A 19,510-nucleotide genomic window follows, 5' to 3' on the forward strand; every position below is an offset into this window, starting at 1 on the left:
CCGTCAAGCTCGTTTCGGTTTGAGTGTCCAATTCAAACCGAACTGGGTGTCCACTAGCCTCCGAATATGCAGCACTCAACCAAAGGAGTTTTTCCATGACGATTACCACCTTCTTGTCCAGTCAAGAATTCTCCCAAGATGCACTCAAGGCCCTTGATGCCACTGTTAATGGGCCTGTCTTCATTGCCGACTGCGGCGCCACTACTCATGTCCTGCTGAGTTTTCAGAGTTATCAGGAGCTACTCGCCCAGCGTTCCAATATTGCGGTCTCGCTGGGAGCACCAGACGTGGCAGATATCGAGTTCGATGCTCCGCGCCTCGATATCCAGTTACGGAAGGCTGACTTCGGATGAAAATCGGTCGAGAACCTATGTTTGAAAATAAATTAGCCCGCGCATGCGGGCTAATTTATTTGATGCATTCCAACTGTCCACAAAGGTGAACTGAGAGTGTCCACGTGGCCGAACCGGATGTCCACCATCACTGAAATACGCAGCAAACAGCCGGAATCTCTCCTTCATGGCGGCAGGCTCGATACCGGAGCCTGTCCTGCATCGCCCTCCTGCCTTCACGGCACATCGAGCTGCCCACTTCATTTTTCTTACATAGACGTGTAAAGGCCATGCCGCCCTGAGGCGGCATGGCCACTTTGCGTGCGACTACGCAGACAGTTTTTGCATTTCCACGATGAGGTCAGCCTTGCCTTCGAAGCCGATGCCGGGCAGGTCTGGCATGGTGATATAGCCGTTGTCGACCTTCACGCCGTCGGGGAAACCGCCGTATGGCTGGAACAGGTCCGGATACGACTCATTGCCGCCCAGGCCCAGGCCGGCCGCGATGTTGAGGGACATCTGATGGCCACCGTGCGGGATGCAGCGGCTTGCCGACCAGCCGTGCTCCTTGAGCATTTCCAGCGTACGCAGGTATTCGACCAGGCCATAGCTCAACGCACAGTCGAATTGCAGCCAGTCGCGATCCGGGCGCATGCCGCCGTAGCGGATGAGGTTGCGTGCGTCCTGCATCGAGAACAGGTCTTCGCCCGTCGCCATCGGGTTCTTGTAGTAGTTGCGCAGCGTAGCTTGCAGCTCAAAGTCCAGCGGATCACCGGGTTCTTCGTACCAGAACAGGTCGTACTGGGACAGTGCCTTGGCGTATTGCACGGCGGTATCGAGGTCGAAACGGCCGTTGGCGTCGACCGCCAGCTTCTGCCCATCCTGCAGGACGCTCAGGATGGAGTCGATACGGCGCAGGTCTTCGTCCAGCGAGGCGCCTCCGATCTTCTTCTTGACCACGGTGTAGCCGCGGTCGATGTAGCTGCGCATCTCGTCCTTCAGCTTGTCGTGGTTCTGATTCGGGTAGTAGTAGCCGCCGGCAGCGTAGACAAAGATCTTGCGGTCGGGCTTGCCGTCGCCGTAACGGTCAGCCAGCAGCTGGAACAGCGGCTTGCCTTCGATTTTTGCGACCGCGTCCCACACGGCCATGTCGATGGTGCCGATGGCGACCGAGCGCTCGCCATGGCCGCCGGGCTTTTCGTTGGTGAACATGGTCGCCCAGATCTTGTGCGGGTCCAGGTTGTCACCCTTGTCATTGACCAGCGAGGCTGGGTCCGCTTCCATGATGCGGGGAATGAAACGCTCGCGCATCAACTTGCCCTGGCCATAGCGGCCGTTGGAGTTGAAGCCGTAACCGACGACCGGCTTGCCGTCACGAATGACGTCGGTGATGACGGCCACCAGGCTCAACGTCATCTTGCTGAAGTCGATGTAGGCGTTACGAATGGGGGAACTGATCGGTTTGGTTACTTCACGGATTTCGACGATTTTCATTGGGCTCTCCTCAACATCGCCCGAACTGGCGACATGGTCTTTTCTCGGGAGCCCCTAGATTATTGGCGGATTGCTGACCTATACTTCACCTTAAATCAGTTGATTATTAACTTACGGTGAAAAACGACTTTTCGTCCGATCTGGAGTTCTTCGTACTGCTCGCCCGGCATGGAAGCCTGACGGCAGCTGCCAGGGCGCTCGACATCACGCCTCCCGCCGCCACGAAGCGCCTGACCTTGATGGAGGAACGGCTTGGCGTTCGCCTGGTGAATAGAACGACCCGCAGCGCCAGCCTGACTCAGGAGGGAGAGACCTATCTTTCTCACGCGACGCGGATTCTGGAGCAGTTGAGCGAGATGAGGGAGGCCGTCACCCGCAGCAGCAGCGAGTTGCGAGGCCAGTTGGTCATCAACGCCACGCTGGGGTTCGGTCGAACCACTATCGCGCCGTTGGCGTCGGAATTTGCCAGGCTCCATCCCCATGTCGAGGTGGACGTGGAGTTGACAGACCGGCCGGTCGACCTGATTGAAGGCCGTATCGATATGGCCATTCGCTTCGGCGAGTTGCCGGACAAACGCCTGAATGCGCGTCGCCTGATGAGCAATCGCCGGTTCCTGTGTGCCTCGCCACGGTATCTGGAGCGCTTCGGCGAGCCCAAGACCCTCGCAGACCTGGCCCAGCATCGCTGCATCATCCATAAGCAGAACGACGATGCCTATGGCATATGGCGCTTCATGCATGACCAGCACAACGAGGTGATGAAGGTGAAAGGCGCCATGGCCAGCAACGATGGCGACATCGTCCTGGGCTGGGCAATTGACGGTCACGGCATCTTGATTCGCTCGGAATGGGACCTGGCCAAGTACCTGGAGAGCGGCCGCTTGAAAGTGGTTCTTCCTGAATTCAATCCGCCGTCTGCGGACTTGTATGTTTATTATCTGAACAAGAAGAATCAAAGTGCGCGCGCCAGGGCATTCATCGACTTCCTTGCGGAGAAATTTAAGAAACGCAGGGCCTCGAATCTTCCCCCCGCTGATTCCTAGCGCTCACTGAAGATGCTCCCCGGCCTGGGATCGCGCTTGATCTGGGATCGGCCAAACACGGACGACAGAATGCAGCATCTACGGTCCATCGCGCAAACTATACGGCGACCTGGCCCGTGCCCGGACATGCCCACGGGAGCAGAGCCACCGATATTGCGCCCCATGCCCATGTGCGCCGGTGGCGATGACTCACATCCGTTTTGAGTGCGTACATTCCGTATAAACTACAACGTTATGTCCGAATCCAACATCGTCTCGATAAAATTGCGCTCGCGCCTGGCGCTGATCGCCCTGCTCGCCCTGGTTCCCTTGCTGGTCTTTTCAGCACTTGCTGCAAAACGATTGAGCGACGGCACGCGCGAGAGCGCCATCAGGGCCATGCGGGAGACTGCCGGCGCCACCTCGCTGATCATCGACCGCGAACTACAAGGGGCGGTGTCAGCGCTGTTGGCCCTGTCCCGCTCGCCTTTGCTGATCGACGAAAAATTCGCGCAATTTTATGATCAGGCGAAATCGACTGCGTTCGGTGAAATTGGATGGGTGATCCTTTATTCTCCGGACGGCTCACAGGTGCTCAATACCCGCATGCCGTATGGCGCGCCGTTGCTGATTCGCCCCTCGCCGGATGAATTGATCCCCATCATCTCTGCCAAGGGCGTCCACATATCCGGAATGGTGTGGTCGCACGCGCTGAAGAAGCACATTATCTTCATTGACGTTCCTGTCATCACGCGCAGCGGGAAGAGTTTCGTCTTGTCGCAAGCGGTCTATGCCGAACATTTTTCCCTTGCCTTTAAAGAGCGGGATATTCCTGCGAGCTGGGTCGTCGGCGTGTTCGACAAGAATGGATTGACGATCGGCCGAAACGTGCGGGCGGATGAATTTGTCGGGAAGGCAGCCAACGCGGAGACGGTGGAAGCCATACGCTCTCAGTCAGACCGTATTCGCAGGCACACGGTGCGAGGAAACCTCGAGGTGTACGACGTCCTCAACCGCTCGGCCTTGTCGGGCTGGACCGTGGCCGTGGGAGTGCCTGCGGAGGAAATTGACGGCCAGGTCCGTGAGGCCGGCTATATCGCGGCGGGAGGGTTACTGCTGGCGGTCGTTGTCGCACTCATCGGCGCCGGGGTAGTCGGACAGCGCTTGGCTGATTCGATAGAAGCTGCCGCCGCTGCCGCCGCCATGCTGGGGAAAAGCGAAAACCTGCCCATGATGAGACGGTCCGGCACGCCTGAAATCGACCATCTGCAAGACTCTATCCTCAGCGCGTCAGCCAAGTTGAAAGCCGCGGAAGCTCGAAACGCCGAACTTCTCGACTCGGAGAGGACGGCAAGGAACGCCGCGGAGGTCGAGAACAAGCGCAAAGACGAATTTCTGGCGATGCTGGGGCATGAGCTGAGAAATCCGTTGTCGGCAATCACCGTCGCCGTTTCTCTGCTCAAGATCAGAATCGGCAACGATCCCGCATTGCGCCGGCCAACCGATATCATCCACCGGCAGAGCGATCACCTGCGGTCTCTGCTCAACGACCTGCTTGATCTCAGCAGAGTCGTCTATGGCAAGGTTCAGCTGGAAACGCATCCGGTGGATCTGGGCACGCTGGTTGCCGCGTCCATCAAATCCATGATGGATACGTCGCGGCTCGCCAAACACCGGTTCTCCTACCGTACGGAATCAGTCATGGTCGACGCCGACCACACGCGCATGGAGCAAATCTTCAGCAATCTGATCGACAATGCCACGAAGTACACCGATGAGGGAGGGACGATCGAGGTTCTGGTCACGGCAGACCAGGGAATGGCTTTGCTGCGGGTATCGGACACGGGCGTCGGTATTGAACCGGAACTGCTTCCTTATGTTTTCGACGTGTTCGTCCAGGGCAACAATACATTGGCTCGTACCGAGGGAGGAATGGGCATAGGGCTCAGTCTGGTGCAAAAGCTGGTCGCGCTTCATGGCGGGACGGTCGTGGCCCGCTCCGCCGGAAGAGGAAAAGGGAGTACGTTTGAGATCCGGCTTCCGCTGCTGGCCAATGACACATCGGCGACGTTGGCCGCGCCGGCCAATATCGATTCTTCACTCAAGGGCATTAAGGTATTGCTGGTGGAAGATCAGGATGATCTGCGTGAAATCACCCATGCCCTCCTTGCGGAACTAGGCCTGGAAATCCGCTCTGCCTCCAATGGCAAGGAGGCGCTGGCAGTCGCCGCGATTCACCAACCCCAGGTCGCGCTGGTAGACATCGGCCTGCCCGACATGAACGGCTATGAACTGGCCGCCGCCCTTCGCAACACCATGCAACCAGCATCGATACATCTTGTCGCCTTGACGGGTTATGGGCTTTCCGGCGACAAAGATCAGGCCGCTGCGGCAGGTTTTGATTTGCACATGACAAAACCGTTGCCCATGGAGGAATTGCGGCGCTACCTGAGTGAGATGAACAATCGAACTTGAATAATCCCGCTGGCGGTGCCGTGCGACATGGCAGCGCTGACCAACCCAAGATTCGCGGATGCAGTCGGAGGACAGCGAATGAACAATGAGCGAAAGATCAGTCAGGCTCTTGCCGAGTTCTCAGAGTGGGCAATGCCGTGGGCATACCTCCAGGATACGTTGGCGGCCAAGGAGCTTACCCAAGAAGAGCGAACGCTCATCAAGCAGATATGGAACGAGGCCTGTTCTTCCGCATATTGGACGCTCTCAAGCATGCCATCCGACATCGCCAGGGCAACAGCAGGGCTGAAAGCCAGTTTTCCTTGGCTAAGTGATGGCGCTATCCTTAACCTCACTCGTGCAGCTTCGTATCAATGGAATTAAACCTTCGAAGCAAGAATAGAGAAGCATGTTTTCGGACGTCGGCGTTCGGCCAGAAACAGACATTCGGATACTCTGGCCATTGATCAAGGCCCATTGATCTGAGCAGGGCTACTTCTTGCAGCCATTCGGTATCTCAACCAGCCGCCGGTCGGGGCCAGACAAAATCCTGCCCACAAATTTACTGCGTTGACAGCAGTGGGTATCGTGGCAGCAAGTCTTGATCGGCAAGGCGAATCTCGATGTCATGGGCGAGGTTGATATGCTCGGGATTGTTCACGTCCAGGATGCCATCGGTGATGCTGATCACGATCGTACCCAGGCGTTTTCCGTCTACATCCAGCACGGGCTCGAGACGATGAGCTTCTGGTACTTCGCTTGGCGTTAGCGCGCGGGGCAAGTAGAGCATCCATCCGACGCTGGGTTTATCGTAAAAGACGGGTTCATACTTGGCCGGCTGTATGAAGAGCGCCTTCGGTGAGTACAGGGCTACGCAAGTTTGGATGAATCTCGCGGCAGTTTTCCAGTCATGCCATTCATCAATGTCATCCAGCGAAATACTGATAGTTTCCAACGCAGGCTGAGGCGTGTTGTAGCCGATGGACAGTGACGCGCGATGTCCTTTTTCGAGCTGTCCGTTCCACAAGGTGCAGGACCTCGGATGGCTTTCACCCTTGCGGCTGTAACGTTCCCGGTGAAACGCCAGCAACGCGGGTCCTGCTTCGGCATTTTCGAATGCGGGATAACGGAACGATCCATCTTTGTCTCCAGTGGCGAGCAGCCACTCTTTCGGCATCAAGAGTGAATCGATACCGCCCAGCAGCTCAAGAATCTGGTAGGCCGCCCTCATGCGATCACCCAGCGTCTTTTCCTGTGACCACGGTTGGTAGAAAATTTCGATGCTGTAACGATTCATATCGATCAGGGTTGAAGGTGAACATTGATATCTGCGCCTATTCTTTTGAGGATAGGGAGCATGTACTTGTAAGTGGCCGGTTGTTCAAAATACCAACTGTACTTCACCGGTGGGCGGGGCATAGCGAGAGGATTTTGCGCTTTTGCATCTTCCATCATGCGCTCGAGGATATCTCGATGAAAGGTGTATTTGACGTCCAACTCGTCATCGAAAATCCAGTCGTGGCCTGCTTTGGCTTCCATCAAATGACACTCTGCCAGCTGAAAGCCATCAAAATTCTTACCAAGGTACGTCCATTCTTCAATGTAATTATCGGTAAGTACCATGCCAGTTATCCTGGCTTGATAGACCATCCAATTCTTTTGCTTGGGAAAGCTTCGTCTGAAAATTGCACCGGATGCTGGCGGACATTTCTCGCACTTCTCTTTTTCCTTGGCTTCTGAGGTAACTTGTGCAGTTGGCGAGGCCTTTGCCTGGTCAGCTTCCTGGCGTCGCTTGTCGATTTCTTCTCCGACGATCACCCCGCCAGTGCCGCCTAGAATTGGCGGCAACGCACGAAGAATATAAGGGGCAGCACGTTCGGCGACCACCGTCCCTATTCTGACTGCTATGCCTGCCACTATTGTTCTCCTTTCAGGCGCCGTGCGTGCTCTCTCAAGAGCGCATCGAAATCGTCAAGCCGTTGCTCTGGCGTGGCGCCTGGTCGAGTCAGGTAATGGCGGATCATCTCGTCCGCGAACATACCCGGGCCGTCGGCCTCGAGATACATCATGTAAACCATGTGGGGCGTGGATGTGAAGCCGAGTTGTTGCGCAGTGTCGTAAGCGGTCTGCATGCGCGCAATGATTTCGGTGCGCCCGGGATCGGTCAGCATCTCCGGTCGCTTGGCCAGGAACTGGTCGGCCACGGCCGCCACGAAATTCTGTGTATCGCGTGCCAGGAAGGTCTGGTATTGGGCGTTAGTGAGCGTCAGCATGGTGGCGGGCAATATGGACGCGACGACCATCGAGCAGCAGGTGCCACTCGACAATGTCGCCGAAGAATTCGCGGCGTTGCGTCTCATTCAGGTCTCGACCAAGCGTTGCGAGCACGCGTGGATCCCAGAATCGCAACATGGCAATCCGATCATCAGGCAATCGCAGATTCAGGCGATCACCCAACATGGCGCCAAGGGCATCTATCGCCATTGGCGAAATGATCCATGTCACAGCCGGAGCCTTGGCTTCAAGTCGCCCGATGGCACTCCACAGCTCGGGCGTGGCATGTTGCGGGTCGATGAGCCACGGACCTGCCTCGGAAAGCATGTCGTCGATCGTGCCAGCCAACAGCGACAGGACGCCTGGTTGGCCAGGAAGGGGGGCATGCGACGCGTTGCGGTGATATAGCAGGCCGTCGATGAGCGCGTGCAGGCGAAGGTCAGGGAGGTCGGTTCGCAGCGCTTCCAGGTGCGTCATGAGGTCGGCGGCCATCGTCAATCTCGCACGATCATCGTTGCCCCGGCCGTGGCGGCCTTGGCCATGCAGCTGAGGCAAATGCCACTGTCCTTCAATGCTGCGGCTGCCGCGGTGGCCATAGGTACGGCGCCGGCATGGGCCGTCGGGCCTGAGGTTGCTTTCTCGGCGTGGGAGGTCAGGGCCTGGCTGGCGATCAAAGTCGCTCCACAGGCCGTGCGGTCACCTTCACGTGCCGGGGCTTGTCCGAGCGAATTCATGTCGCCGGCCCCGCTGGTGATGGGGTAGGTGCCTTTGCATTTGGGGCATGTGGTCAGATCGCCCACACGGGCAACCGCCTTGCCATAAAGAAGAAATGACTGGTCGCCGGTGATGACGGTACCGCCATGACTTGTCTTGTCACCAACAACAATGAAGGATCGGCTCACGCTCACTCCGCACTTAGATTTAGGCAATTACACCAGAGCATCTATGAGGCGATTCGATATGAAAGAACGGTCGAGGTTCCCATTTTGTGGGAATTGAGTTTTGAGGGCATCGGAATGTCGGAGGGAGCAGCGCCTTCCGGCAGGCGGCCACCTCGTGACGTCCGGTGCGGCTAGCAACATCGCCCTCAGTAGCATCGGTAATGCTGCGAGTTACGGTCTTTGATCTCTTTGGTTGACAGTGATAAAGCCCTCATGTGCGGGCTTTACTTGGTAGTCTGCGCAGAATTGAACGGCCGGTATCGGCCACAAACCGACATTCATAATTCACTCGCAGTGACTGCCAATTACAACTGCCAGAGTCCTTGAAACCGATATGAAAATCAAACGCATCATCACCAATATCGCCGCTGCCGAACCACATAAGGCGGACGCTTTTTACCGAGACATTCTCGGCCTCAATCTGGCCATGGACCACGGTTGGATTCGTACCTACGCGGGCTCCACCAAGATGGATGTACAAGTCAGTGTTGCCAGTGAAGGCGGTTCCGATACTCCGGTGCCAGGCCTTTCCATCGAGGTCGATGATCTGGGCGAGGTGCTGCGTCGTGTGCAGGCGGCAAACATTCCCTTGGAGTACGGCCCGGTCAGCGAACCGTGGGGCGTTCGCCGGTTCTTTGTGAAGGATCCGTTCGGCACACTCATCAACATCCTCGAGCACGAATAACGAACTCTACGAACTGCTCGTTGGAGAAGATCCAGCCGAAGGCTTGATCGAAATGTTCCGGGGTGCGTAGTTCATTCGGTTCCCAATCGACCAGAAGCAGGCACCTGCATAAATCGGCGCCTGTCGATTAAACCGAAAAATTGCCCCTACCCTTTTGCCCCTCATCTCCCCGCCTTCCTGAGGCTGCCATACGGATACACCCCTTCCCCTCCCGGTTCTCACAAGTCCAGGCACATCTTCGGAAAGCCGACTCATCCAAGGCGCGGTTGCGCGGAATCGGATGTAGCGACGCACCATGCTTCGGGGTTCTGCAATACAGGGCCGCACCTCCACATTGGTGCTAAGTCATTGATTTTATGAGGCCAGAATCCAAGCAACGACCGAATCTGGCCACCGACAATCCCCAAAAACACTATCACCCGATAACCAAATCTCATCCCAAGCGGCCTATTGGTCTTACCAATAAACTGGTATTATCCAATCCGCAAAACGACAAGGCCCGCATTCCGCCCGGTATGGCCGCGGCTGGCGCCGGCGCCGATTTGAGACAACTTATCTTCAAAAAGGAAACACGATGAAATTACTCCGCTACGGCCCGGTCGGGCAGGAAAAGCCCGGTATCCTGGACCAGGCCGGCAAGATTCGCGATCTGTCCGCCCACATCAAGGACCTCAACGGCGCCGTGCTGGACGATGCTTCCCTGGCCAAGATCCGCGCGCTGGATATCAACAGCCTGCCCGTCGTCGACGGCAGCCCGCGCATCGGCGCCTGTGTCGGCAACATCGGTAAATTCATCTGCATCGGCCTGAACTACGCCGACCACGCCGCCGAATCCAACCTGCCCATCCCGGCCGAACCGGTGGTGTTCAACAAGTGGACCTCCGCCGTGGTCGGTCCCAACGACGACGTGAAGATTCCGCGCGGCTCCAAGAAGACCGACTGGGAAGTCGAGCTGGGCGTGGTGATCGGCAAGGGCGGCGCCTACATCGACGAGAAGGATGCGATGTCCCACGTGGCCGGCTATTGCGTGGTCAACGACGTCTCCGAGCGCGAGTACCAGATCGAACGCGGCGGCACCTGGGACAAGGGCAAGGGCTGCGACACCTTCGGCCCGATCGGCCCCTGGCTGGTCACCCGCGACGAAGTCGCCGATCCGCAGAAGCTGGGCATGTGGCTGGAAGTGGACGGCAAGCGCTACCAGAACGGCAACACCAGCACCATGATCTTCGGCGTGGCGCATATCGTGTCCTACCTGTCCCGCTTCATGAGCCTGCAGGCCGGCGACGTCATCTCCACCGGCACGCCGCCGGGCGTGGGCATGGGCGTCAAGCCTGAAGCCGTGTTCCTGCGCGCCGGCCAGGTCATGCGCCTGGGCATCGACGGCCTGGGCGAACAGCAGCAGAAGACCGTCAACGCGTAAGCAGCAGCGCGCAAAGCGGCACCCACAATAAGAACGATGCGCAGGCCCACGCGGCCTGCGCCTACCTCAAGATCATGAGAAGGAGCACACAATGAATCATTACGACTTCCAGGGCCGCAGCGCCATCATCACCGGCGGCGCCCAGGGTTTCGGCTACGCCGTCGCCGAACGCCTGCTGCAGGGCAAGGCCAAGGTCGTGCTGTGGGACATGGACGAGAAGGCGCTGGCCGAGGCCCGTTCCAAGCTGGAGCCGCTGGGCAATGTCGAGACCATCAAGGTCGACATTTCCAATGAAGCCGACGTCAAGAAGGCCATCGAGGCGACCGAGAAGGTCACCCAGTCCATCGACATCCTGGTGCACAGCGCCGGCATCGCCGGCCAGAACAATCCGGTGGCCGACTACTCGCCGGAAGAATGGCGCCGCGTCATCGACATCGACCTCAACGGCGCGTTCTACGTCAACCAGGTGGTGGTCCAGCGCATGATCGCGCAGAACTACGGCCGCATCGTCAACATCGCCTCCATCGCCGGCAAGGAAGGCAACCCGACCGCGTCGGCCTACAGCGCCGCCAAGGCCGGCATGATCGCCCTGACCAAGAGCCTGGGCAAGGAAACCGCGACCAAGAACATCGCCGTCAACGCCATCACCCCGGCCGCCGCGCAAACCCGCATCCTGGAGCAGTGCACCCAGGCGCACATCGACTACATGCTGTCGAAGATCCCGCGCGCGCGCTTCGTGAAGGTGGAAGAGCTGGCCGCGATGGTGGCCTGGCTGGTGTCGGAAGAAAACTCCTTCACCACCGCCTCGGTGTTCGACTTGTCGGGCGGCCGCGCCACCTACTGATGCCAGGCCTGCGCCGCGCAGGGGAAGAGGCGCGGCGCCGGTGATTGCAGGCACAAACCAGGCAGCACACAACAAGTATTAGAAATTGCAGCACCGGCGCACGGAGTTCTTCCGTGCGCCAATCCAATACCCACAATAACAAGCGACCTCCGCGTACCGTGCGGCGGCGATGGACTTTTTGCGCCTTCGGTTTTAACCAAAAGCCTTTCGAGGAGAGACACATCATGGCAGCAGTACCTTACCCGGCCACCGCGTCGGACCTACAAGAATCCAACCTTTACCGCAGAATCACCTGGCGCTTCGTGCCCTTGCTGATGATCTGCTTCGTGTTCGCCTACCTGGACCGCGTCAACATCAGCTTCGCCAAGCTGCAGATGCAGACCGACCTGGGTTTCTCGGACGCCGTCTACGGCCTGGGCGCGAGCATCTTCTTCGTCGGCTATTTCCTGTTCGAAGTGCCGAGCAACATGATCTTGCACCGCGTCGGCCCCAAGCGCTGGATCGCCCGCATCATGGTCACCTGGGGCATCGCCTCGGCGGCGATGATGTTCGTCTCCAATGAAACCAGCTTCTACGTGCTGCGCTTCCTGATCGGCCTGCTGGAAGCCGGTTTCGTGCCGGGCGCGCTGTACTTCTTCACCAACTGGTTCCCGTCGGTGCGCCGCGGCCGCATCAACTCGCTGTTCATGGCCGCCATCGCCGTGTGCGGCATCATCGGCGGCCCGCTGTCGGGCGGCATCATGAAGTGGACCCACGGCATGGCCGACATGCACGGCTGGCAGTGGCTGTTCCTGCTGGAAGGCATTCCCTCGATCCTGCTGGGCGTGGTGTGCTACCTGGTGATCGACGACAAGATCGAAGACGCCCGCTGGCTCAAGCCTGAAGAAAAGAAGCTGCTGATCGACCGCCTCGCGGCCGAACCCAAGAGCGAAGCCGTGCACTCCTTCGGCGCTGCGCTCAAGCAACCGACCACCATCGTCATGTCGCTGATCTACCTGGTGCTGGCTTCGGGCATCTACGGCCTGGTGTTCTGGATGCCACAGCTGATCAAGACCGCCGGCACCGACGACACCTTCATCATCGGCCTGATCTCGATGCTGCCCTACATCTGCGCGGGCCTGGGCATGATCTTCATCGGCCGCAGCTCGGACCGCACCGGCGAGCGCCGCTGGCACCTGGCCTGCTGCGCGCTGCTGGGCGGCATCGGCTACGCGGCCGCGGCCTACTTCGGCAACAACACGCTGATCCTGGTGATCGCGCTGTCGGCCGCCGCCACCGGCATCATCGCCGGCATCGGCCTGTTCTGGATCCTGCCCCCGCGCGTGCTGTCGGGCGCCGCGGCTGCGGCCGGCATCGCGCTGATCAACTCGGTCGGCCAGCTGGGCGGCATCATCACGCCCTACATGGTCGGCAAGATCCGCGACATCACCGGCAGCGCCGCCATCGGCCTGTACGTAGTAGCGCTGGAATGCGTGGTGGGCGCTGCCCTGCTGCTGTGGGCGCTGCCGCGCCGGATCTACTTCCGCGAGCCGGCGCAGAAATGATGCGACCGTGGCCGATGCATGGCAGACGTGGCCGGGAAGCGGCCGCGCCTCCCGCGGTTCAGGCTGCTCACTGCCTGCCGTTCACCAGCCGTCAATGCCCGGCGAACGCCACCGGATGAGCAGCGCCCACGCTCAGGACCTGCACGCCCACGCGGGCGTCACTTGCCCTGCCGCGTCGAAACGATATTGCCCCTGCAGCCAGCCCCAGCCGAACAGGGTCAGCATGCTGTTGTAGTAGTTGAACTCGCCGTCGCCGTCCGCGCCCGCCTTGGGCGTCGCGCGCGACCAGGCTTGCCACTTGTCCTGCACCAGCTTTTCCTGCGCCGCCAGGGAATCGGCGGCGCCGGCCGCCTTGAGCCACGGCAGCACGGCGGCGGAAAAGCCCACCGGTCCGCGGCCTTCCGGCGCGCCGGTCACGGTGTTGAATTTTTCCGGTGGGCCGCCGTAGGCGGCGATCGCCTTCGTCATCGGCGCCAGCGCCGCGCGCAACGGCCCGGCCAGCGGGTCGCCGTCGTCGGTCACGCCGGCCCACAGGTAGACGCGGATCGCGTCGTAGCTGCCCAGCACCGAGCGCTCGGTATCGGGCTGGAAGCCCTTGCCGGCGTCGTAGATCACCCAGTCCGGCGCGAAGCCCTGCGGCGAGGATTGCGTCACCAGCTTCAGCGCGCCCTGCGCCATCGCCGCCCACGGGCCGGCCGGGTCGACCCCGGCGAAACGGCGCAGCAACGGCAAGGGCAAATAGCTCGGGTTGAGCCGCCAGCGATCCTTGCCGGCGTCGAAGCCATAGGGGCCGGGCAGCAGCATCGGGCCCAGCTCGCCCATCGCGCGCACTTCCTGCGCCTTGACCTGATTGAGCAGCATCATGCCGGCTTTCAGGTATTGCGGCATCTGCCACAGCCGGCTGGCTTCCAGCAAGGCATAGGCAAACCAGAGATCGGCGTCGGAGGCGGAATTGGGATCGATCACGCCGAAGCTGCCGCCCTCGCGCCTGCCCCACTGCCAGGCCGGCAGCTTGTCGGAACCGGCGCCGAGGTTGTCGCGGCTCCACTGCCAGATGGCGGCGAAGCGCGCGCGGTCGTTGGCCGCCAGCGCGAAGAACATGCCGTAGGACTGGCTCTCCGAGGTGCTCTGCTGCTCGGGCACGGAGAAATCGACGATGCGCCCGTCGGCCTGCACATGGCGCCGGGCGAAGGCCTCCCATTGCGGCCAGCCCGCGGGACAGCCCTGGGCGAAGGCCTCAGCGGCCTCGCCGGGCAAAAGGTTCACGAGAACCAGCGCGGCGCCCGCCTGCAGCAGGCGCCGCCGTTTGAGTGAGAGTGGTGTCATCGTCCATCGTCCAGCTGTCCGGAGAAATCACGCGTGGTCTTCGGCAAATCGCGGCTGAAGACGGCCGCGCGATCCTCGAAGAAGTAACGAACGAACAGCATGGCCGCGTATTGCCGGTCGCGTCCCGGCGTGACGTTGAGGTCGCCGAGCACGCCCAGCTGCCAGCGCGGCGCCAGCCGCCTTACCGCTGCCAGCTGCAGATGCGCATACATGCCGTTGTCGCTGCCGCCAGCATAACCGCAATTGACCGAGGACGCCGCCACGCCGCGGTAGGGCGACGGCAGGCAGGCCGCGGCCGATTGCGAGGCGCTGTTCCAGCCAAGCTCCAGGTTGCCCGACAGCTGCGACTGGCGCCCCTCCGGCGTCATGAACTGCGAGGCGACGCCGGCGCTGACCGAGCGCTGCGGGCTGTAGTAGCCGCCCAGTCCCCAGCCGAACTGGTTCTGGTTGTTGGCGTAATGCAGGTAATGCAGCGCCGGGCCGACATTGAAGTAATCGAAACCGGACAGCTTGAGGTCGTAGCCCGCGCCCAGGTCCAGCGCAAGCGCGCTGTTGCCCTGCACGTTGTGGCCGCTGAAGTCGGCCAGCTCGGCGTTGGCCGACACGCTCCAGCGCGGCGCGGCCTGCACCAGCGCCTTCACGCCAACCGCGTTGCGCCGCACGTCGCCCCACCAGTCGCCGGTGCCCGGCAAGGCCTGGCCGCGCCAGGACAGCAGCGAATCGCGCACCGGGTTGCTGCCCACATAGGCCGACCAGTTGCCCCACTGCGTCTGCTGGCCCAGCGCCGCCTGGACATGCAGGTCGGTGCCGCCGGCGCCGCCGTCGGTGACGCCGGCCGCGGCCTGCCAGGCGAGCCGGCCGAGATCGGTCAGCCAGACGCTGTCTTCGGCGCCGAACCAGAGCTCGCGCACGTTCTGCAATCCCGATTGGGTGGCCGAGGCCGGCACGCCCAGCGCCTGCGCCACCGGATCGGGGCTGATCGGCGCCGCGTCCAGGCGCAGGTTGCGTACGCGCAGGTCGTACTGGCGCGTGCCGTTGTCGCCGCCGAACCATTGCGCGCGCAACGCCGGGGCCAGCGTTTCCAGGTGGCCCTGGCCGTCGGCGCCGGCGTGGTTGGAATAACTGAAGCCGGCCGTGACCGATGCCGCGCGGATGCCTTGCAGCCCATCGGGCAGGTAGCCCTGCACGCTCTCGCGCAACTGCGCAGCGTCGTCGGCGGGCTGGGCGTCGATCTGCGCCTCGGCGCGCTGGCGCAGGCTGTCGGCCTGGACGAATTGCTTCTGGTAGTACAGCTGCTGGCTTTGCAGCGCCGTCACGTAGACCGACAGCGGCGCCTGCTTCGACTCCGGGGCGGCGGCCAGTTGCGCCAGCCGGCCGCGGGCGTTCTCGGCCAGCGCCCAGCCCTCGGCCATGCGCGCGTCGCGAGTGGCGCGGTACTGCGACGCAAAGAGTTGCGCAGCCTGTTCATAGCGCTCGCTGCCATAGAGGTTCCAGCCGCGCAGCGCGGCGGTCTGCTGGCGGCTGGCGCCCTGCCGTTCGGCCTCGTCCAGTGCGGCCAGGCTGGCGGCATAGTCCTTGGCCTGGTTGTAGCGGTCGGCGCGCAGCAGCTCCAGGCGGGCGCGTTGCGCCTTCGCGCGCGGATCGGCGGCCAGCGCGGGGGCGGCCAGCAGCTTCTCGGCGCCGGCGATGTCGCCCGCCTGCAGGCGGATCTGCAGCAGGCCCAGCTGCGCATCCACATTGGCCGGCTGCCATTGGTGCGCGCGGTTGAACCAGACGGCGGCCTCGGCCAGGTCGTTGTGCGCCAGCATGATCCATCCCACCAGCGCGGCAGCGGCGGCATCCTGATAGCCGCGTATGCCGTCGGCGAGCGCCGGCGCCAGTTGCGCGGCATCGGCGCCGGCCGGATCGAGCGCGGCCAGGCGCGTGAGCAGGCGGTCATAGACCAGGCGCTGGAATTTGGCGTCGCTGTCGGCGTCGCGCGTGCCGGCGGCTTCGGCGGCGATGAGCCGGTCGATCATCTCGCTGTCCGCGCCCAGGTTCTGCTGCGCCATATAGAGCGTGGCGATGCGGTTGGCTGCCGGCGTGCAGTCGGGGAAGACCGAGCGATAGAGGTCGAAGGCCGCGTCCTTGCGGCCGGCGCGGGCGAACAGTTCGGCCGCGTTCCACAGCCGGTCGATGCGCGCGCAGGAGAAGTCCTGCGGATACTGCGCGATCAGCGCCTGCAGCTGCGAGGAGCTCAGCGGCCCGACCGGGCCGCTCCTGGCGTAGGCGAACAGGCGCTCGATCTCGCCTTCCTTGTTCAACCGCGCGCGCTCGGCCAGCAGTTGCGCCGAGGGTGTCCATGCCCGGTCCTGCGCGCGGGCGCGCGCAAGCTGGCGATCGAAACCGGCCAGGTCCTTGTGCCGCAGCAGCTCCCACAACGGACGTTCGTCGACGCCGGCCGGCGCGGCGGATGGCGCCGCGCCCTCCTCCTGCGACCCGGCCTGGCGCGGCAGCAAGGCCTGCTGCTCGCGGCGCCGGGTTTCAGCGGCGTCGCGCCGCGACTGCTCGCCGCGCAGCTTCAGATCCTGCTGCACGCTGCGGGCCGCGCGGGCGCCGTCGCCCTGCACAACCCGGGCGTCGCCCTGTCCGCGCCTGAGCTCGAACTGCTGGGCCTGGCGCTGCACGCCCGTCACATTGCCCTGCTGCTGCGCCTGCACGGCGGACCAGGGCAGGCCCGCAGCCAGCCCCAGCAACAGGGCCGGGGGCAGCGCGGGATAAGTCACTCGCCTCATGCGTCGCATGCTCAGATATCGATGTTGCGGTTGCCCTGGCGACGGCGCAGGTGGGCGCGCAGCTGTCTCCAGCACAGCCATGCCAGCACCAGCAGCGCGAGCACCACCAGGCCGTACCAGGTCCACGGGTATTTGGAGGCCATGTAGCCCAGGTACTCGGCCTTGCCTATCGTGCCTTCATCGTAGGTCGGACCGATGCGCTGGGTGGCGACCTCGGCCTGGCCGAAGGACACCAGCGAGACGTCGCCGGCGATGTTGTTCCAGTAGGCCGGCGACACCAGCAGCGCCATGCCCTGCTGCAGCTGCTCGGGCGTGGCCGAGGCGAACACGGTGGCGGTGCGGTCATCCAGCGCGGCCGACCGGAACTGCATCACCAGCAGTTGCTGGTTGAGCCGGGCGTCGCCGGAGACGACGGTGTTCAGGTAGCTCGAATCGGTATTGCTGCGGTTGGTGCCGGCGATGGTCTGGAACTGCTGGCGGAACCAGTTCGACTCGCTGGTGGGCGTGGCCATCGGGATGGAGGCGCCGGCGAAGCTGAGATTCTTCTCCAGCGTCCATGGCGCGCCTTTCATCATGCCGGTCGGCAGGTTGCCGACGGCGCCGACGATGAGCGCATGGCGGTTCACCGTGGGCTTGCCGAAGGTCACCTGGGCCGCGCCCAGCGGCACGGTCTGCTTCTGCGCGACCTTGGCCAGCAGCGTCCAGGCCGCGCCGATGGTGGCGCTGTCGCGGCCGGCCACCACCAGCGCCAGCTGGCTGCCGTCGCTGTGCGTGACGTACGGGAAGGCGTTGCTGGAGAAGCGCGACAGGTCGGGCAACTGGGCGAAGCGGTACATGTAGGGCACCTTCACCGAGGAGTCGTCGAACAGGCTCATGTTGAGCGGGCCGGTCTGGTCGCACTGGCGGTTGGGCATGATGATCGGGCGGAACGACAGCACGTTGTTGCCCGGCCTGAAATGGCGCAGCGGCAGCGTCAGGCGGTAGTTGTCATAGAAGCCGCCCTGGCGGTCCTCCACCGAGATGGCGCGCTGGAACACGTCGTTCAGGTACAGGTTGATGACCATGCTGGAATTGATCATCGCGCCCTGCGAGAAATTCAGGTGGAACTCCATCTGCGCGTCTTCCTGCGCGTAGACGTCCGGCGGCAGGTTCACGTTGACCTCGGCCGGCGCGACCGACGTGATCGGCGAGGTGTTGAATCCCAGCTGCTTGAAGCTGTAGATGCCCTGGGTGGACACGTTCGCCTGCGGCAGGTAGTTGGGCAGCTCGGGCGGCGTGAAGTCGGCGATGTTCCATTGCGCCTGCTGCGGGAACTCCAGATGCTGCCAGGCGAACACCTGCGCCGCGCGGCCGACTTCGCGCTCGTCGTTGCCGGAGACGATCAGCATCACGTGCTGGCCGTCGGGCATCGGGTAGATGCCCAGGAAGCTGCCCTTGATCTGGGCGGCGATCCTGGCGTCGATGTAGGGCTTGATCTGCTCCAGCGTGCCCACCAGCACGTTGTCGGCGTTGCCCAGCCCGGCCAGCGCCAGCCCCGGCACCGGGCCGGCGCCATTGCCGGCCTGCGCGTCCACCTGGGCGATGGCCGGCAGCACGTAGCGCAGCTTCAGGCCGATGCCCTGCGCCACCATGCCGCCGGCGGCGAGGTCGTCATCCGAACCGGGATGCCTGGCGGTGATGATGTTGAATTTCTGCGCCACATGCTGCTTGGGATCGAACAGGTCGTTGAGGTCCGACAGCAGCGGAGCGGCCGGCTTGAGCTCGGCCTGCAGGCGCAGCGTGGATTGCGCGGTGTCGATCTCGGTCCACAGCTCGGGCGCGTTGGGATCCTCGCACTGGCTTTCCTGGCTGTGCTGGGCCACGCGGAAGATCAGCTGGTTGTAACCCGGCTTGAGCAGCTCCACCGGCAGCCGGATGTCGGCGGTGATCTCCGGCTGGCGCGCCGACAGCTGCAACTGGGCGATGCTGTGGCCGTTCAGGCGCACCACCAGCTGCGAGCGGTTGTTGAGCCCGATGGAATTGGTCGACACCAAGTGCAGCACGGCCGACTTGATGGTCTCGCGGCGCGACAGCGGCAGACTCAGCATGGATGCGCCGTCCAGGCGCGTCAGGCGGATCGGGCCGGGCTTGCCGCCCAGGTCGGCCAGATGGATGTCGCGCGTCTGCGATTGCGGCTGAGGCTGGGCGCTCGCCGCCGGCACAGGCGCCTTGACTGGTCCCGCCGTTGCCGCCGCAGCGGGTACGACGGGCGTGGCGGATGCAGCGGGCGCAGCCGCCGGCTGTGCACGGGCGGGCCCATGCAGGCCGGCCAGCAACAGCGCGGCGACGGCGACGCCGTGGAAGGCGAAGGAAGGAAAGCGACGGGTAAGGCTCTTGCTCGAAGTCATCGATGGCTCCGGG

At 62.4% G+C, this 19,510-nt stretch carries 17 protein-coding genes; 8 read left to right on the forward strand and 9 right to left on the reverse strand.

The window, feature by feature from the left end:
• Nucleotides 1–95: 95 nt before the first annotated feature.
• The gene (locus CEJ42_RS20745; RefSeq protein ID WP_088752396.1) at nt 96–353 is read left to right on the forward strand and encodes a prevent-host-death protein; all 258 of its coding nucleotides are present in this window, start codon (nt 96–98) and stop codon (nt 351–353) included.
• Nucleotides 354–659: 306 nt separating this feature from the next.
• Here CEJ42_RS20745 and CEJ42_RS20750 read toward each other — a convergent pair whose 3' ends face one another.
• A complete protein-coding gene (locus tag CEJ42_RS20750) occupies nt 660–1,826 on the reverse strand; it encodes a mandelate racemase/muconate lactonizing enzyme family protein (protein WP_079215979.1) in 1,167 nt (388 codons plus the stop codon).
• Nucleotides 1,827–1,942: 116 nt separating this feature from the next.
• On the opposite strand from CEJ42_RS20750, the gene CEJ42_RS20755 reads away from it, so the two are divergent.
• From CEJ42_RS20755 to CEJ42_RS20765, 3 genes are all read left to right on the forward strand, one after another.
• Entirely contained in the window at nt 1,943–2,869 is a 927-nt protein-coding gene (locus CEJ42_RS20755; RefSeq protein WP_088752397.1) for a LysR family transcriptional regulator, read from the forward strand.
• A 234-nt stretch (nt 2,870–3,103) separates the two neighbouring features.
• Nucleotides 3,104–5,323 (forward strand): ATP-binding protein, encoded by a 2,220-nt coding sequence (locus tag CEJ42_RS20760; protein ID WP_088752398.1) that lies wholly within the window; start codon nt 3,104–3,106, stop codon nt 5,321–5,323.
• A gap of 27 nt (nt 5,324–5,350) precedes the next feature.
• Nucleotides 5,351–5,686 (forward strand): hypothetical protein, encoded by a 336-nt coding sequence (locus CEJ42_RS20765; RefSeq protein ID WP_129587808.1) that lies wholly within the window; start codon nt 5,351–5,353, stop codon nt 5,684–5,686.
• A 178-nt stretch (nt 5,687–5,864) separates the two neighbouring features.
• On the opposite strand, the gene CEJ42_RS20770 is transcribed toward CEJ42_RS20765, so the two are convergent.
• From CEJ42_RS20770 to CEJ42_RS20790, 5 genes are read right to left on the reverse strand one after another with little or no spacing between them, the layout of a single operon-like run.
• Nucleotides 5,865–6,599, reverse strand: coding sequence for an Imm52 family immunity protein (locus CEJ42_RS20770; protein WP_243397915.1), 735 nt, complete (start codon nt 6,597–6,599; stop codon nt 5,865–5,867).
• A gap of 5 nt (nt 6,600–6,604) precedes the next feature.
• On the reverse strand, nt 6,605–7,219 hold the full coding sequence (locus CEJ42_RS24850) for a Tox-REase-5 domain-containing protein (RefSeq protein ID WP_129587809.1): 615 nt from the start codon (nt 7,217–7,219) through the stop codon (nt 6,605–6,607).
• Nucleotides 7,219–7,575 carry a hypothetical protein gene (locus tag CEJ42_RS20780; RefSeq protein ID WP_088752401.1) on the reverse strand — a complete coding sequence of 119 codons (357 nt, stop codon included), beginning with the start codon at nt 7,573–7,575 and terminating at the stop codon, nt 7,219–7,221. Before CEJ42_RS20780 ends, CEJ42_RS24850 begins: the two co-directional genes overlap by 1 nt.
• The gene (locus CEJ42_RS20785; RefSeq protein ID WP_243397916.1) at nt 7,559–8,068 is read right to left on the reverse strand and encodes a DUF4123 domain-containing protein; all 510 of its coding nucleotides are present in this window, start codon (nt 8,066–8,068) and stop codon (nt 7,559–7,561) included. Before CEJ42_RS20785 ends, CEJ42_RS20780 begins: the two co-directional genes overlap by 17 nt.
• A 2-nt stretch (nt 8,069–8,070) precedes the next feature.
• Nucleotides 8,071–8,478: a PAAR domain-containing protein gene (locus tag CEJ42_RS20790; RefSeq protein ID WP_088752402.1), complete on the reverse strand. Its 408-nt coding sequence runs from the start codon at nt 8,476–8,478 to the stop codon at nt 8,071–8,073.
• Between the two features lie 373 nt (nt 8,479–8,851).
• On the opposite strand from CEJ42_RS20790, the gene CEJ42_RS20795 reads away from it, so the two are divergent.
• The 4 genes from CEJ42_RS20795 to CEJ42_RS20810 all read left to right on the forward strand — a co-directional run bounded on the left by CEJ42_RS20795 (nt 8,852) and on the right by CEJ42_RS20810 (nt 13,010).
• Nucleotides 8,852–9,202, forward strand: a complete 351-nt coding sequence (locus CEJ42_RS20795; protein ID WP_088752403.1) for a VOC family protein — start codon at nt 8,852–8,854, stop codon at nt 9,200–9,202.
• A 574-nt stretch (nt 9,203–9,776) separates the two neighbouring features.
• Nucleotides 9,777–10,622 (forward strand): ureidoglycolate lyase, encoded by an 846-nt coding sequence (locus CEJ42_RS20800; protein ID WP_079215991.1) that lies wholly within the window; start codon nt 9,777–9,779, stop codon nt 10,620–10,622.
• A 91-nt stretch (nt 10,623–10,713) separates the two neighbouring features.
• Nucleotides 10,714–11,466: an SDR family NAD(P)-dependent oxidoreductase gene (locus CEJ42_RS20805; RefSeq protein WP_088752404.1), complete on the forward strand. Its 753-nt coding sequence runs from the start codon at nt 10,714–10,716 to the stop codon at nt 11,464–11,466.
• 224 nt (nt 11,467–11,690) lie between these two features.
• Nucleotides 11,691–13,010 (forward strand): MFS transporter, encoded by a 1,320-nt coding sequence (locus CEJ42_RS20810; protein WP_079215996.1) that lies wholly within the window; start codon nt 11,691–11,693, stop codon nt 13,008–13,010.
• A gap of 132 nt (nt 13,011–13,142) precedes the next feature.
• On the opposite strand, the gene bcsZ is transcribed toward CEJ42_RS20810, so the two are convergent.
• From bcsZ to CEJ42_RS20825, 3 genes are read right to left on the reverse strand one after another with little or no spacing between them, the layout of a single operon-like run.
• Entirely contained in the window at nt 13,143–14,336 is a 1,194-nt protein-coding gene (bcsZ, locus tag CEJ42_RS20815) for a cellulose synthase complex periplasmic endoglucanase BcsZ (protein ID WP_088752405.1), read from the reverse strand.
• Complete coding sequence (locus CEJ42_RS20820) at nt 14,333–17,110, reverse strand: cellulose synthase subunit BcsC-related outer membrane protein (protein WP_129587810.1); 2,778 nt, start codon at nt 17,108–17,110, stop codon at nt 14,333–14,335. The genes bcsZ and CEJ42_RS20820 overlap by 4 nt, the downstream gene beginning before the upstream one ends.
• Before the next feature lie 11 nt (nt 17,111–17,121).
• Nucleotides 17,122–19,497, reverse strand: coding sequence for a cellulose biosynthesis cyclic di-GMP-binding regulatory protein BcsB (locus tag CEJ42_RS20825; protein WP_088752407.1), 2,376 nt, complete (start codon nt 19,495–19,497; stop codon nt 17,122–17,124).
• Nucleotides 19,498–19,510: the final 13 nt, after the last annotated feature.

The organism is Herbaspirillum robiniae, from assembly GCF_002213415.1.
Taxonomy (GTDB): domain Bacteria; phylum Pseudomonadota; class Gammaproteobacteria; order Burkholderiales; family Burkholderiaceae_D; genus Herbaspirillum; species Herbaspirillum robiniae.

What these genes read in the sequence shown, in the direction of transcription:
- CEJ42_RS20780 (WP_088752401.1), bottom strand. Translation starts at nt 7,575, where the DNA reads ATGCTGACGCTCACTAACGCCCAATACCAGACCTTCCTGGCACGCGAT.
- CEJ42_RS20770 (WP_243397915.1), bottom strand. Translation starts at nt 6,599, where the DNA reads ATGAATCGTTACAGCATCGAAATTTTCTACCAACCGTGGTCACAGGAA.
- CEJ42_RS20750 (WP_079215979.1), bottom strand. Translation starts at nt 1,826, where the DNA reads ATGAAAATCGTCGAAATCCGTGAAGTAACCAAACCGATCAGTTCCCCC.
- CEJ42_RS20820 (WP_129587810.1), bottom strand. Translation starts at nt 17,110, where the DNA reads ATGAGGCGAGTGACTTATCCCGCGCTGCCCCCGGCCCTGTTGCTGGGG.
- CEJ42_RS20800 (WP_079215991.1), top strand. Translation starts at nt 9,777, where the DNA reads ATGAAATTACTCCGCTACGGCCCGGTCGGGCAGGAAAAGCCCGGTATC.
- CEJ42_RS20795 (WP_088752403.1), top strand. Translation starts at nt 8,852, where the DNA reads ATGAAAATCAAACGCATCATCACCAATATCGCCGCTGCCGAACCACAT.
- CEJ42_RS20785 (WP_243397916.1), bottom strand. Translation starts at nt 8,068, where the DNA reads ATGGCCGCCGACCTCATGACGCACCTGGAAGCGCTGCGAACCGACCTC.
- CEJ42_RS20760 (WP_088752398.1), top strand. Translation starts at nt 3,104, where the DNA reads ATGTCCGAATCCAACATCGTCTCGATAAAATTGCGCTCGCGCCTGGCG.
- CEJ42_RS20825 (WP_088752407.1), bottom strand. Translation starts at nt 19,497, where the DNA reads ATGACTTCGAGCAAGAGCCTTACCCGTCGCTTTCCTTCCTTCGCCTTC.
- CEJ42_RS20805 (WP_088752404.1), top strand. Translation starts at nt 10,714, where the DNA reads ATGAATCATTACGACTTCCAGGGCCGCAGCGCCATCATCACCGGCGGC.
- CEJ42_RS20765 (WP_129587808.1), top strand. Translation starts at nt 5,351, where the DNA reads ATGGCAGCGCTGACCAACCCAAGATTCGCGGATGCAGTCGGAGGACAG.
- CEJ42_RS20745 (WP_088752396.1), top strand. Translation starts at nt 96, where the DNA reads ATGACGATTACCACCTTCTTGTCCAGTCAAGAATTCTCCCAAGATGCA.
- CEJ42_RS20810 (WP_079215996.1), top strand. Translation starts at nt 11,691, where the DNA reads ATGGCAGCAGTACCTTACCCGGCCACCGCGTCGGACCTACAAGAATCC.
- bcsZ (WP_088752405.1), bottom strand. Translation starts at nt 14,336, where the DNA reads ATGACACCACTCTCACTCAAACGGCGGCGCCTGCTGCAGGCGGGCGCC.